This is a genomic window from Bacillus sp. Bwzl_19 (assembly GCF_054900515.1).
In genome coordinates this window covers 2,040,825-2,053,641 of sequence record NZ_CM142729.1, presented here as the reverse complement: position 1 = coordinate 2,053,641, position 12,817 = coordinate 2,040,825, and the positions used below count along the sequence as shown (strand labels likewise).

At 45.8% G+C, this 12,817-nt stretch carries 18 protein-coding genes and 1 riboswitch; of the genes, 16 read left to right on the top strand and 2 right to left on the bottom strand.

What is annotated here, in order from left to right:
• Nucleotides 1-49 precede the first annotated feature (49 nt).
• The 9 genes from ACW5MY_RS10835 to ribT all read left to right on the top strand — a co-directional run bounded on the left by ACW5MY_RS10835 (nucleotide 50) and on the right by ribT (nucleotide 6,709).
• On the top strand, nucleotides 50-481 hold the full coding sequence (locus ACW5MY_RS10835) for a peptidylprolyl isomerase (protein WP_038463262.1): 432 nt from the start codon (nucleotides 50-52) through the stop codon (nucleotides 479-481).
• Between the two features lie 148 nt (nucleotides 482-629).
• Nucleotides 630-1,121 carry a CcdC protein domain-containing protein gene (locus tag ACW5MY_RS10830; RefSeq protein ID WP_013352736.1) on the top strand — a complete coding sequence of 164 codons (492 nt, stop codon included), beginning with the start codon at nucleotides 630-632 and terminating at the stop codon, nucleotides 1,119-1,121.
• Between the two features lie 80 nt (nucleotides 1,122-1,201).
• Nucleotides 1,202-1,777 carry a signal peptidase I gene (gene lepB / locus ACW5MY_RS10825; protein WP_462061607.1) on the top strand — a complete coding sequence of 192 codons (576 nt, stop codon included), beginning with the start codon at nucleotides 1,202-1,204 and terminating at the stop codon, nucleotides 1,775-1,777.
• Nucleotides 1,778-2,023: 246 nt separating this feature from the next.
• On the top strand, nucleotides 2,024-2,368 hold the full coding sequence (locus ACW5MY_RS10820) for a hypothetical protein (RefSeq protein WP_013352734.1): 345 nt from the start codon (nucleotides 2,024-2,026) through the stop codon (nucleotides 2,366-2,368).
• A 119-nt stretch (nucleotides 2,369-2,487) separates the two neighbouring features.
• Nucleotides 2,488-2,635, top strand: a riboswitch (FMN riboswitch).
• Between the two features lie 131 nt (nucleotides 2,636-2,766).
• The gene (gene ribD, locus ACW5MY_RS10815; RefSeq protein WP_013352733.1) at nucleotides 2,767-3,882 is read left to right on the top strand and encodes a bifunctional diaminohydroxyphosphoribosylaminopyrimidine deaminase/5-amino-6-(5-phosphoribosylamino)uracil reductase RibD; all 1,116 of its coding nucleotides are present in this window, start codon (nucleotides 2,767-2,769) and stop codon (nucleotides 3,880-3,882) included.
• Nucleotides 3,863-4,510 carry a riboflavin synthase gene (gene ribE / locus ACW5MY_RS10810; RefSeq protein ID WP_014470033.1) on the top strand — a complete coding sequence of 216 codons (648 nt, stop codon included), beginning with the start codon at nucleotides 3,863-3,865 and terminating at the stop codon, nucleotides 4,508-4,510. The genes ribD and ribE overlap by 20 nt, the downstream gene beginning before the upstream one ends.
• A 14-nt stretch (nucleotides 4,511-4,524) precedes the next feature.
• Complete coding sequence (locus ACW5MY_RS10805; RefSeq protein ID WP_013352731.1) at nucleotides 4,525-5,721, top strand: bifunctional 3,4-dihydroxy-2-butanone-4-phosphate synthase/GTP cyclohydrolase II; 1,197 nt, start codon at nucleotides 4,525-4,527, stop codon at nucleotides 5,719-5,721.
• Nucleotides 5,722-5,753: 32 nt separating this feature from the next.
• Complete coding sequence (gene ribH / locus ACW5MY_RS10800; protein WP_013352730.1) at nucleotides 5,754-6,218, top strand: 6,7-dimethyl-8-ribityllumazine synthase; 465 nt, start codon at nucleotides 5,754-5,756, stop codon at nucleotides 6,216-6,218.
• A 116-nt stretch (nucleotides 6,219-6,334) separates the two neighbouring features.
• Nucleotides 6,335-6,709, top strand: a complete 375-nt coding sequence (ribT, locus tag ACW5MY_RS10795) for a GNAT family N-acetyltransferase RibT (protein WP_013352729.1) — start codon at nucleotides 6,335-6,337, stop codon at nucleotides 6,707-6,709.
• Nucleotides 6,710-6,774: 65 nt separating this feature from the next.
• Here the strand turns inward: ribT and ACW5MY_RS10790 are convergent, their stop codons facing one another.
• Together ACW5MY_RS10790 and ACW5MY_RS10785 are read right to left on the bottom strand one after the other, a co-directional pair.
• Nucleotides 6,775-7,296, bottom strand: coding sequence for a DUF309 domain-containing protein (locus ACW5MY_RS10790; RefSeq protein WP_013352728.1), 522 nt, complete (start codon nucleotides 7,294-7,296; stop codon nucleotides 6,775-6,777).
• 87 nt (nucleotides 7,297-7,383) lie between these two features.
• Complete coding sequence (locus ACW5MY_RS10785) at nucleotides 7,384-7,473, bottom strand: YjcZ family sporulation protein (protein WP_076983148.1); 90 nt, start codon at nucleotides 7,471-7,473, stop codon at nucleotides 7,384-7,386.
• 207 nt (nucleotides 7,474-7,680) lie between these two features.
• Between ACW5MY_RS10785 and ACW5MY_RS10780 the strand changes: the two genes are divergently transcribed.
• The 7 genes from ACW5MY_RS10780 (at nucleotide 7,681) to rluB (ending at nucleotide 12,804) form a co-directional block, all read left to right on the top strand.
• Entirely contained in the window at nucleotides 7,681-8,436 is a 756-nt protein-coding gene (locus ACW5MY_RS10780) for a segregation/condensation protein A (RefSeq protein WP_013352727.1), read from the top strand.
• Nucleotides 8,426-9,019 (top strand): SMC-Scp complex subunit ScpB, encoded by a 594-nt coding sequence (scpB, locus tag ACW5MY_RS10775; RefSeq protein WP_013352726.1) that lies wholly within the window; start codon nucleotides 8,426-8,428, stop codon nucleotides 9,017-9,019. Before ACW5MY_RS10780 ends, scpB begins: the two co-directional genes overlap by 11 nt.
• Nucleotides 9,020-9,109: 90 nt before the next feature.
• Nucleotides 9,110-9,595, top strand: coding sequence for a DUF3907 family protein (locus ACW5MY_RS10770; protein WP_013352725.1), 486 nt, complete (start codon nucleotides 9,110-9,112; stop codon nucleotides 9,593-9,595).
• 111 nt (nucleotides 9,596-9,706) lie between these two features.
• A complete protein-coding gene (locus ACW5MY_RS10765; RefSeq protein WP_013352724.1) occupies nucleotides 9,707-10,858 on the top strand; it encodes a D-alanyl-D-alanine carboxypeptidase family protein in 1,152 nt (383 codons plus the stop codon).
• Entirely contained in the window at nucleotides 10,846-11,436 is a 591-nt protein-coding gene (locus tag ACW5MY_RS10760; RefSeq protein ID WP_013352723.1) for a nucleoside recognition domain-containing protein, read from the top strand. Before ACW5MY_RS10765 ends, ACW5MY_RS10760 begins: the two co-directional genes overlap by 13 nt.
• A gap of 4 nt (nucleotides 11,437-11,440) precedes the next feature.
• Nucleotides 11,441-11,977 carry a spore maturation protein gene (locus tag ACW5MY_RS10755; RefSeq protein ID WP_013352722.1) on the top strand — a complete coding sequence of 179 codons (537 nt, stop codon included), beginning with the start codon at nucleotides 11,441-11,443 and terminating at the stop codon, nucleotides 11,975-11,977.
• Nucleotides 11,978-12,069: 92 nt separating this feature from the next.
• Nucleotides 12,070-12,804, top strand: a complete 735-nt coding sequence (gene rluB / locus ACW5MY_RS10750; protein ID WP_013352721.1) for a 23S rRNA pseudouridine(2605) synthase RluB — start codon at nucleotides 12,070-12,072, stop codon at nucleotides 12,802-12,804.
• The last annotated feature ends 13 nt before the right edge of the window (nucleotides 12,805-12,817 follow it).

Genomic DNA, 12,817 nt, shown 5'->3' with positions numbered 1-12,817 from the left:
TCATGTGGAAGAAGGCTTTGACAAAAAACATATGGAAGTAGGAATGAGAATGAAAACTGGTTACATCGAAATGGAAAACGGCAGCAGAATCGAATTTGAACTTTACCCGAATGAAGCGCCTAATACAGTCGCTAACTTTGAAAACCTGGCGAATACGGGCTTTTATGACGGCGTTATTTTCCACCGCGTGATTCCGGGCTTTGTCAGCCAAGGCGGAGATCCGACTGGGACAGGCATGGGCGGAAGCGGAAAAACGATCAAATGTGAAACAGAAGGCAACCCGCATAAGCACGAAGCCGGTTCTTTATCAATGGCGCATGCCGGTAAAGACACGGGTTCAAGCCAATTCTTCATCGTACATGAGCCGCAGCCGCATTTAAACGGCGTTCACACTGTATTCGGAAAAGTGACAAGCGGTTTAGAGCACGCGAAAAACATGTCTAACGGAGACAAAATGAAAGAAGTCCGTGTAGAAGGTTAATGACGGAAAACCCGCCTTTTCAGGCGGGTTTTTTTATGTATATGAAAATTCTCATGTGTAAATCATGAAAAAATACATATATGAACTATAGCGGTCACTCTGGTATAGTGTAAAAGACCGATTACAACAATGAAAAGAGGTAAAAACGTTGGTTCAATTGGCAACCGTTTTATTTGTCATTATTATTATTGCACTTATTTTTTGGTTCAGAATGAAAAAGGGAAACAGGCCGATTAAAGGCGGCGGCTTCGGCATCATTCTCCCGCTTGTGATTATCGCCGTCATTTTTTCGTTCAGCATCAGCCAGCTCATGCATATTCCGGGAAAGCCGTTTCATCTTCCCGCTGTTTGGGAGCTCGCCATCGCCGGACTGTTAGGCGCGGTATTTGGCGTCATTATGCTGTCGCAAACCGCATATGAAATCCGGGAAGACGGCTTTGTCTACTCCAAACGGAATAAAAACTTTAAATATGTCATTATCGCGATTATTGCGATCCGTATCGTGCTCAGTCAATATTTCAAAAACATTGACGCGGCGGAATTTGCCGTTTTAACAATGGAGCTTGCTTTTGTGTATTTGTGCATTTGGCGGATCGGAAGCTTCGTGAAATACCGTAAAATCAGCAGATCCGGCTTGTGAAATGAAAAAAATGGATGAGGTGCGGGGCTTATTTGCCCTCTGTGCAGGGATTCATGGTAAAATAAAAACAACCATGGCTAATGGGAGGAAATCACTTGAAATCAGAAAAAGAAAAAACTTCTAAAAAAAGCGCCGTACTTGATTGGGCGAAAGCCATTATCATCGCTGTCGTTCTGGCAGTGCTCATCCGCAACTTTTTATTTGCTCCTTATGTCGTTGACGGGGAATCAATGGAACCGACTCTGCATGACCGTGAGAGAATCTTTGTCAATATGACGGTCAAATACATAAGCGACTTCAAACGCGGCCAGATCGTCGTTTTGAACGGAGAAAACGAGCACTATGTCAAACGGATTATCGGACTTCCCGGCGACACGGTGCAAATGAAAAACGATCAGCTGTACATCAACGGCAAAAAAGTGTCCGAACCGTATTTAGCGGCAAACAAGACAAAAGCGAAGCAGGACGGCTATGACACGCTGACGGATGACTTCGGCCCGGTGAAAGTGCCGGACGACAAATATTTCGTCATGGGTGATAACCGCAGAAACTCTATGGACAGCCGCAACGGCCTCGGTCTTTTTACGAAAAAACAAATAGCGGGAACATCAAAATTCGTCTTCTTCCCGTTTAATGAAATTCGCAAGACGAAATAAACCGTACGAGCAGTTTTCTTTAGAGAAAACTGCTTTTTTTATATAAATTTATCTTTCCACCCACAAAAACAGAACATAAATTCGTATATCTATTTAATAGATAGAAAGTTTTACAGATACATGAAACATCTTCCCTTTATGAATCGTTATATGAATAACTCACGCAGGGAAGAACGGTTTTCTATTCATGAAAAAAAGGAATATGACATAGTAATGAATAGATTGATACGGGCTGGAGGTAGAAAAATGGAAAGAATTAAAACAAAAGCAGCCATTTTACTTGTACTGCTGCTGTTATTGGCGGGCGGTTTTATGGTCATAAACGATATTGAACTGAAAGACGTGCCTACTGCGATCGGACAAACCCTGTCTCAGGAAAAAGAAGAATATACAGTGAAAACATATAAAATTACGAAAATAGAAGGAAATGAATACCACGGTACGGCAGCAAACGGCACAAAAATCATTTTTAACGGCGACAAGCTGAAACAGGATCTCTCCGATGTGAAAAAAGGAGATAAGATTAAAGCGTATTTCAGCAAATCGAACCGGATTGACGGCTTATTGAAGGTCGTTAAAGTAAACGAATAAATGAAGGCGCCTTTTTGGAAAAAAGGCGCTTTTTATTTTTTCTGAATAATTAGGTGCAAATTCATTGCGCCTCCCGTAAAGGATGTTATAATAGCGGATAAGGACAAAAAAATATTGATTGTATCCTTCGGGGCTGGGTGAAAATCCCGACCGGCGGTAATAAGGCGCTCCTGCGCTTTACAGCCCGTGACCCGTATGCATCTGTATACGGTGGATTCAGTGAAAAGCTGAAGCCGACAGTGAAAGTCTGGATGGGAGAAGGATGAGAGAAGCTATGCAAAAAATAATCATACTGTATAGTCTTATTTCCTATGGATTAAAACTGGTAAAGCCCCGAACTGTGTAAACATTCGGGGCTTTTTTGACGCCAAATTGCGTGGAAGAAGGGAGGGATAACGATGGAAGAATATTATATGAATACGGCAATAGAGCTTGCCAGACGCGGTGAAGGACAGACACAGCCGAATCCTCTTGTCGGCGCCGTCGTCGTCAAAAACGGACAGATCGTCGGAATGGGCGCCCACTTGCAATACGGAGAGGCCCATGCTGAGGTGCACGCGATCAATATGGCAGGCAGCCATGCAAAAGGCGCTGATTTGTATGTGACGCTTGAGCCTTGCAGCCATTACGGAAAAACACCGCCATGTGCCGAACTGATCATGAAATCAGGGATAAAAAGGGTGTTTATCGCTGTGGAAGATCCCAATCCGCTTGTAGCCGGAAAAGGCATCACAATGCTGGAAGCAGCGGGCATCGAAGTGAAAACGGGGCTTCTCAGGCAACAGGCAGAAGAGCTGAATAAAATGTTTCTTCACTTCATGCGGACCGGACTTCCGTATGTCACCTTGAAAGCGGCCGCAAGCCTTGACGGGAAAACAGCGACTGAAACCGGTGACAGCAAATGGATTACATCAGAGGCGGCAAGGCTTGATGCCCAGCAATACAGGAAATCGCATCAAAGCATTCTTGTCGGAGCAGGCACAGTCAAAGCCGATAATCCGAGCCTGACATGCAGGCTCCCCGATGCGGTGAAGCAGCCGGTCAGAGTCATTCTCGATACAAAGCTGACCGTTCCTGAAACGGCAAATGTGCTCACTGACGGGGCTGCGCCGACATGGATATTTACAGCCGCAGGTTCTGACGTCCGAAAGAAAGACCGGCTGACCGCACTCGGAATAAAAGTCTTTACGCTTGAAACAGACCGCATTCACATCCCTGAGGTGCTCAGCATTCTCGCTGAAAACGGCATAATGTCCGTTTATGTGGAAGGAGGAGCATCTGTACACGGAAGTTTTGTCAAGGCGGGCTGTTTCGACGAGCTTCATTTCTATTTCGCCCCTACATTAATCGGAGGAACGCTTGCTCCCAGCTTGATCTCCGGTGAAGGTTTTCAATCAATGAAAGATGTCCCCCATTTACAATTCACACAAATTACCCAAATCGGGCCGGATATAAAACTGACGGCCATACCTAAAGATGGAAAGGATGGTGACGATGTTTACAGGAATCGTTGAAGAAACAGGCACGATCCAAGCAATCAAAAAGACAGGCCTTTCCATGGCATTAACAATTGCCGCTTCAAAAGTGACAAGTGATGTGAGGCTTGGCGACAGCATCGCGGTAAACGGCATCTGCCTGACCGTGACCGGATTTTCTGACAATCAATTTACGGTAGATGTCATGCCGGAGACAGTTAAAGCCACTTCGCTGAACGGCTTGTCAAAAGGCAGTAAAGTGAATCTGGAAAGAGCAATGTCCGCCAACGGACGGTTCGGCGGCCACTTTGTATCAGGGCACGTAGACGGGACGGCGGAAATTACACGGATCGAGAAAAAAAGCAACGCGGTCTATTACGACTTAAAGCTGTCTCCCGAATTGACGAAAACGCTCGTATTGAAAGGTTCGATTACGGTAGACGGCGTGAGCCTGACGATTTTCGGCTTATCAGACGAAAGTGTGACGGTATCTGTCATTCCGCATACCATCTCAGAAACGATTTTCCGGACGAAAGCAGTCGGCTCGATCGTCAATATTGAGTGCGACATGATCGGCAAATACTTATACCGCTTTTTGCACAAAACAGAACAAACGAAAAGCAATCAAACTATCACAGAAGCCTTTTTAAGCGAGAACGGCTTTTAGAAAGGGAGATCAATATGTTTCATCCGATAGAAGAGGCATTAGAAGCGCTGAAAAAAGGTGAAGTCATCATCGTTGTCGATGATGAAGACAGAGAAAACGAAGGAGATTTCGTAGCGCTCGCTGAGCATGCTACGCCTGAAGTGGTGAATTTTATGGCGACCCACGGGAGAGGCCTGATCTGCACGCCGCTTTCTGAAGACATCGCCGGCCGGCTGGATCTTCATCCAATGGTCGATCATAATACAGACTCACATGAGACCGCGTTTACAGTCAGCATTGACCACAAGCTGACAAAAACGGGAATCAGCGCTCAGGAACGTTCCTTTACGATTCAGGCGCTTTTGGACGAAGAATCTGTGCCTGACGATTTTCAGCGTCCGGGTCATATTTTTCCCTTAATCGCAAAAAAAGGAGGCGTCCTGAAGCGGGCGGGCCACACGGAAGCAGCCGTTGACCTTGCAAAAGCATGCGGTTCTCAAGGAGCGGGCGTCATTTGTGAAATTATGAATGAAGACGGCACAATGGCCAGAGTGCCAGAGTTAGCCGAGATCGCCAAACGCCACCAGCTGAAAATGATTACGATAAAAGACTTAATAGAATACCGCTACAACATTACAACACTTGTGAACAGAGAAGTTGACATTACGCTGCCGACTGACTTCGGCACGTTCCGGGTTTACGGATATACAAACGAGGTGGACGGAAAAGAACATCTCGCCTTTGTCATGGGCGATGTCCCGTTTAACAGCGGACCCGTTCTTGTCAGAGTGCACTCAGAATGCCTGACCGGCGATGTGTTTGCATCCCACCGCTGTGATTGCGGGCCTCAGCTTCATGCCGCGCTTGCGCAAATTGCCGAAGAAGGCCGCGGCGTTCTATTGTATTTGCGTCAGGAAGGCAGAGGAATCGGTCTCATCAATAAGCTGAAAGCGTATCGATTGCAGGAACAAGGGTACGACACGGTTGAAGCGAACGAAGCGCTCGGCTTTCTGCCTGACTTGCGCAACTATGGCATCGGCGCCCAGATTCTCCGCGATTTAGGGGTTCAGCATATGAAACTTTTAACCAATAACCCCCGGAAAATCGCCGGCCTTGAAGGGTACGGACTAAGCATTTCAGATCGGGTGCCGCTTCAAATGGAAGCGAGTGAGCACAACAAGCAGTATTTACAAACCAAAATGAAAAAACTCGGACACTTGCTTCATTTCTAAAAACAAATCTCACAAAAAAGGATGGATAACATATGAATATCATACAAGGAAACCTAGTAGGAACAGGACTTAAAATCGGAATCGTCGTCGGCAGATTTAATGAATTTATTACGAGCAAGCTGTTAAGCGGAGCAGAAGACACATTGATTCGCCACGGTGTAGAATCAAATGACATTGATGTCGCTTGGGTGCCGGGAGCGTTTGAAATCCCGTTTGCCGCAAAAAAAATGGCGGAAACGAAAAAATACGATGCCGTCATTACACTTGGCACGGTGATCAGAGGAGCGACAACGCATTATGACTATGTCTGCAACGAAGCGGCAAAAGGCATCGCTCAGGCGGGAACGGCGACGGGCGTCCCGGTTATCTTCGGCATCGTGACGACTGAAACCATTGAGCAGGCTATCGAACGCGCCGGAACAAAAGCCGGAAATAAGGGAGCGGACTGCGCAGTATCCGCCATTGAAATGGCAAATTTAAACCGCTCATTTGAATAATTTGTTGAAAAGCGTTTAAAACCGCGGCGAAAATGATATAATGTGAGAAAACGGATCGCCTTTATGTATCCGTTTGATAGGACATGAATGGACATTTTGGATATAGAGGGGTTTTTATGTTAATTCGTTATAAAAAATCGTTTGAAAAGATTGCGATGGGTCTTCTGTCATTTATGCCGAATGAAAAAGATCTTAAGCAGCTTCAGCAGACAATGAAGGACTATGAAACGGATACTGGCCGCCAGCTCTTTCTTTGGAAAGAGGATGAAGATATCGTCGGAGCGATCGGAGTCGAAAAAAAAGACTCGGAGGTTGAAATCCGTCATATCAGCGTGAATCCTTCTCACCGCCATCAAGGAATCGGAAAGCAAATGATGGACGCCTTAAAACGTCTGTTCAAAACGGAGGCACTCGTTCCGAATGAATTAACGCAAAGCTTTTTTGAACGCTGTCAACATCAAAAAGATCAGGATATTTCATATAATAACTGACAAATGCTCCCGGAATCATCACGGTTTCGGGAGCTGTTTTTATATAGAAAAAGCAGGGCTGACCGTCAGCCTCTGCTTTTTTTTCTTTTCTCAATTTCCCGTTCGCGTTCCATGATGACATCCGTCCTGTCCCGCAGGCGGTGTTTATGAATAAGAAAGGTATCGGATACACCGTCTTGCCCCCATATATAGCCCTTGCGGCGGCATTCGGCAAGACATGCTTCTTTCAAAGTTTCATCTGTAATCGGCAGCATAACACTTTTGTACGGCAGGCCCGCTTCTATGTTGTCTGACAGCGATTCTATCAGCTCAATCAGCTTCGGATGACTGAGACCGAGAGAGCTGACAGCCTGTTTTTCAGACCGCAGAATACGTAAGCTGTTGGCAATCAGCCGTTTAGCCCCGGCTTCATTCCCCCTTCGCTGGTGATACAGAGCGACGGCAAGCTGAATCAGGCCGACCCAATGAATGCTCCGCTCCCCAGGCGGGCTTTCTTTCCAATATTCCTCTAACAGTTCATGACACTCAAAATAATCTCTTGATGCGTGAAATTCGGCCAAAAAGCCGATATAAGCTTTTGGATACAAGCCGCTTCCTCCTTTTATGCTAAACCCAGTGTACCACAGCGCTATGAAAAGGAAAAAAGAGCGGCTTGGTGTCTGAAGCCTGATGAACTAGCAGATGTAAGATGCCCCTACGACAACGAGCAATATAAACAGAACGACAATTAATGCAAATCCTCCGCCGAAACAAGCTCCGCCCATGTGAAATCAGCCTCCCTTTGTTTCATGTTTACACGGCTATCATATGTGCATCCGCCTTTAAAGGTATAGGCGTATATCTTCTTTTTCAGTATTTTCTAAATAACGGAGCACGATTAGAAAAGTATTGGACGCGAGCATTTCGGTGGATTATACTAATGGGTAGCCAGTTTTTCCGGCAATGAGAGTGATATTGAAAATGGTGAGATAATGGTAGAATATCAAGTGAAAATTGATACGTTTGAAGGCCCATTGGACCTGCTGCTTCATCTGATTAACCGTCTTGAAATCGACATATACGACATACCCGTGGCAACCATTACTGAACAATATTTATTATATGTACATACAATGCAAGTGCTTGAACTTGATGTCGCCAGTGAATATCTGGTCATGGCGGCGACTCTTCTCAGCATTAAAAGCCGAATGCTGCTTCCGAAACAAGAGGAAGAGCTGTTTGAAGACGAAATGCTTGAAGAAGAAGACCCTCGGGACGAGCTGATTGAAAAGCTGATTGAGTATAGAAAATATAAAACCGCTGCGAAAGATTTAAAAGAGCGGGAAGAAGAAAGACAAAAGTCATTTACGAAGCCGCCGAGTGATTTAAGTGAATATGCAAAAGAAATCAAACAGACGGAGCAGAAGCTTTCGGTGACCGTTTATGACATGATCGGCGCGTTTCAAAAAGTGCTTCAGCGTAAAAAAATCACGCGGCCGAAAGAAACGACCATTACAAGACAGGAAATACCGATTGAAGACAGAATGAACGAAATCGTAAAAAGTTTAAAAACGGCGGGAAGAAGAATAAACTTCACGGAGCTTTTTCCTTCTCGGCAAAAAGACCATCTCGTCGTGACGTTTTTAGCAGTTCTGGAGCTGATGAAAAATCAGCAGATTATCCTTGAACAGGAAGAAAACTTTTCAGATATATACATTACGGGGAGTGAATCCATTCATGGCGCTTGATATCGTGAATTGGAAAGCGATTGTGGAAGCCCTGCTGTATGCGGCGGGTGATGAGGGGCTTACCAAAAAGCAATTGGTGACGGTGCTTGAAATAGAAGAAGCGGAGCTGGCCGGAATTATGGAAGAAGTGGCCGCACAGTACAAGGAAGACGGCAGGGGTATCGAGCTGACCGAATATGCGGATACGTATATGCTTGGAACGAAAAAAGAATTCGTGCCTTATTTAAAAAAATTAATCGAAGTGCCGTCAAAGGGGCTGTCACAGGCTTCTTTAGAAGTGCTGGCGATTGTTTCGTACAAGCAGCCGATCACACGGGCAGAAATTGAAGATATCCGGGGCGTGAAGTCTGAACGGATTCTGCACAGCCTCGTGTCAAAAGCGCTGCTGTGTGAGGTTGGCCGCGCCGACGGTCCCGGCCGTGCGATTTTATACGGCACGACACCTGTATTTCTTGAACAATTCGGCTTAAAAACACTGGACGAGCTCCCGCCGCTTCCTGAAAATGCGGAAGAAGACGTTCTCCAGGAGGAAGCCGACTTGTTCTTTGAAAACTTCAACCAAACTTTTGAGGATATTAAATAATAACGGTTTTTCATCATACGATAGTAGGGAAAGGCCATTGATGAATGACGCACATTGACGAAGTACAAGAGAGGAAGGAAACGGACGAAAATGGGAAATTCGATTGTGAGGGCCCATACTGAAGAAACTGGTAAATTTTTAGCCGAGGTTGTCACGATGGTCAGCAGCTATTTAAATCATACAACATTACCGGAGATGCAGGCTTCGGGAAAGGCGGATGAGGCATACTGCCGCGATGTGCTCAGTGTGCTGAGACGGATGACCGTCTTTTGCGAAGGCGCCCAGGAAGCCTGCCGCCGGCTCTTAATGCAGGAGCCGTTTCATGAGTCGAGAGCGGAGAAAACCCTGTATAAAGTGTATCATCAGTGCGTGGAAGAGTTTTTCATGCCGAAAAAGGATACATGGTATGAAAACAGCCGCGCCGCATATACAGGCCAAAGCGCGATTGAATTTTACCAGCGAGTGCCGGACTCGCTGCGGAGCCTTCTGCTTTCGCTCAGCAGTGAGTTTCTGCGCATGCGGGAAGAATTGGCGCAATATGAAGCATCAGGCTCAAATATGGTATCAGCCAGATAAAAACTCTCCCTTTTGGGAGAGTTTTTTTATGTAAAGTGATGTAATTGGTATTCATAAGTCATGGACATGCGCATAAACTTGTACAAACCCACAACAAGGACGTGAGCATTCATGCGCTTTCTCAAAAAAGCTGCCGTATTTCTTTTGACTTTTGTTATCCTTTTTTCCATTACAGACGGAAATACGGCACATGCCCAAATACATGTCAGCGCAAAAAGCGCGATTTTAATTGACGGAACATCAGGCAGGGTATTATTCGCTAAGGACGAACATCATAAGCGGCGGATCGCAAGCATTACTAAAATCATGACGGCGGTGCTGGCAATTGAATCAGGGAAGATGGAAAAGACCGTGACTGTTTCCCCGAATGCCGTAAAAACGGAAGGTTCAGCAATTTATCTTCAGCCGGGACAGAAAGTTAAGCTGAAAGATCTCGTATACGGGCTTATGCTGAGATCAGGAAATGATGCCGCTGCGGCAATAGCCGAATATGTCGGCGGAAGCCTTGACGGTTTTGTATTTATGATGAACCAAAAAGCCGAGCAAATCGGGATGGAAAATACAAAATTTCAAAACCCGCACGGACTGGATGACCACGAAAATTTATATTCAACGGCGTATGACATGGCGCTTTTGACCAAATACGCGATGAAGATCAAGGAATACCGGACCGTTTCAGGCACAAAAGTGTATAAAGCGGAAACGATGGACCGGGTGTGGAAAAATAAAAACAAGCTTTTGACAGGGCTCTATCCTTACAGCACTGGCGGAAAAACGGGTTACACAAAAATCGCGAAACGGACCCTCGTTTCGACGGCTTCAAAAGACGGAACGGATCTCATCGCAGTCACTATTAATGATCCGGATGACTGGGATGACCATATGAATATGTTTAATTATGTCTTTGAGAACTATAAAACCTATGTCGTCGCCAAAAAAGGCGGCATCCCGAAGCTGAAAAAGACGTTTTACGGAAAACACGCTTTTATTACCCGTGATGTTAAATATTTGTTAAAAGAGGATGAAATCGATGATGTGAAAATCAGCACAACCTTAATAAAACCGAAAAAAGCCTGGAAAAAGGATGCCTCTCTCATTCCTGATGTTGTCGGCCGGATGACCGTTATGCATGACGGGAAAGTGATCGCCAAGATCCCCGTCTATTATGAAAATGAGCGCCATAAAAAGCCGAAAAAGCATTTCATTGAAACATTTACGAGCCTTTTTATGAGCACGGCGGGCGGTTCAGTATGGTCAATTTAATCTGGGTCTGTCTGACTGTAATCGGACTTGTTTTTGCGATGTTTAACGGTACCTTGCAGGATGTGAATGAAGCTGTTTTTAAAGGAGCGAAAGAAGCTGTTACGATCTCGTTCGGATTAATGAGCGTCCTCGTGTTCTGGCTCGGCCTGATGAAAATAGCCGAGCAGTCCGGCCTTTTGGATATATTCAGCAGAATGTGCCGCCCGTTTATTTCTAAGCTGTTTCCCGATATTCCCCCTGATCATCCGGCTATGGGATACATCTTATCAAATCTCATGGCGAATTTTTTCGGGTTGGGAAATGCTGCGACACCCCTCGGCATTAAAGCTATGGAGCAGATGAAAAAGCTGAACGGCAACAAGTCTGAGGCCAGCCGTTCCATGATTACCTTTTTGGCGGTAAATACTTCGAGCATTACATTGATACCGACAACCGTCATTGCCGTCCGCATGGCTTATTCGGCGAAATCACCGACCGATATCGTCGGACCGACCATCTTAGCGACTTTAATTTCGGGAATCGGCGCAATTTTCATTGACCGCTACTTCTGGTACCGCCGCAAAAGAAAAGGGAGGTAAGCGAATGGAAATGGTGAATTGGCTGTCTTTAGCCATGATCCCGATTATTATCGCCGGTATATTGATATACGGCACGATCAAAAAAGTGCCGACGTATGAATCATTCGTTGAAGGCGGAAAAGAAGGAATTGAGATTGCGTTTTCCATCATTCCGTTTTTGGTCGGGATGCTTGTGGCGATCACCGTATTCCGGGCTTCAGGCGCGCTGGATTTTGTCATGGGACTTTGCAAGCCTTTCTTTACGGCGCTCGGCATTCCGGCAGAGGTCGTGCCGCTTGCTCTGATCCGTCCGATTTCAGGTACGGCGGCGCTCGGGATGACGACAGATTTGATCGCCGTGTACGGGCCTGATTCATTTATCGGCAGACTGGCTTCTGTCATGCAGGGATCGACTGATACGACGCTGTACGTCCTGACGGTATACTTCGGGGCGGTCGGCATTAAAAAAATGGGGGATGCTCTAAAGGTCGGTCTTCTTGCTGATTTGATCGGAGTGGTTGCATCAATCATCATAGTTACGTTATTATTTGGAAGCGCCTGAATCAGGCGCTTTTTATATATCAGAATAACTCTCCTTGAAAAAGCTTGTTTGTTCAAGTGGAAAAAAGTAAGATTATACTTGAGGTGAACGACATGGAAAGACTGCAAAAAGTTATTGCTCATGCCGGCGTGGCATCACGCAGAAAGGCAGAAGAGCTGATAAAAGAAGGAAAAGTAAAGGTGAATGGAAAAGTAATAACAGAGCTCGGCGTAAAAGTGACCGGTTCTGATCAGATTGAAGTAAACGGATTAAAGGTGGAACGGGAAGAACCCGTGTACTTTCTGCTTTATAAACCGAGAGGAGTGATCTCAGCAGCTGACGACGACAAAGGGCGGAAAGTGGTGACCGACTTCTTTAAAGAAGTGCCGCAGCGCATTTATCCGATCGGCAGGCTTGATTATGATACGAGCGGTCTTTTATTGCTGACAAATGACGGCGAGTTTGCCAACAAACTTATGCATCCGAAATACGAAATTGATAAGACATACGTCGCCAAAGTGAAAGGGATTCCTTCCAAGGAACTTCTGAGAAAGCTTGAGCGCGGCATTCAGCTTGAAGAAGGCAAGACGGCTCCGGCCAGAGCGAAAATGCTTTCCCTGGACAAAAGAAAGCAGACGAGCATCATTCAGCTGACGATTCATGAAGGCCGAAACAGACAGGTCCGCCGCATGTTCGAGGCGATCGGTCATGACGTGCTGAAACTCAAACGTGAAGAATACGCATTTTTAGATTTAAGAGGCCTTCACACAGGAGACGCAAGAGAATTGACGCCGCATGAGGTGAAAAGGCTGCGGGCTTTAGCCGACCACGGTAAAAACGCTTTCTAATTTTCACATAACC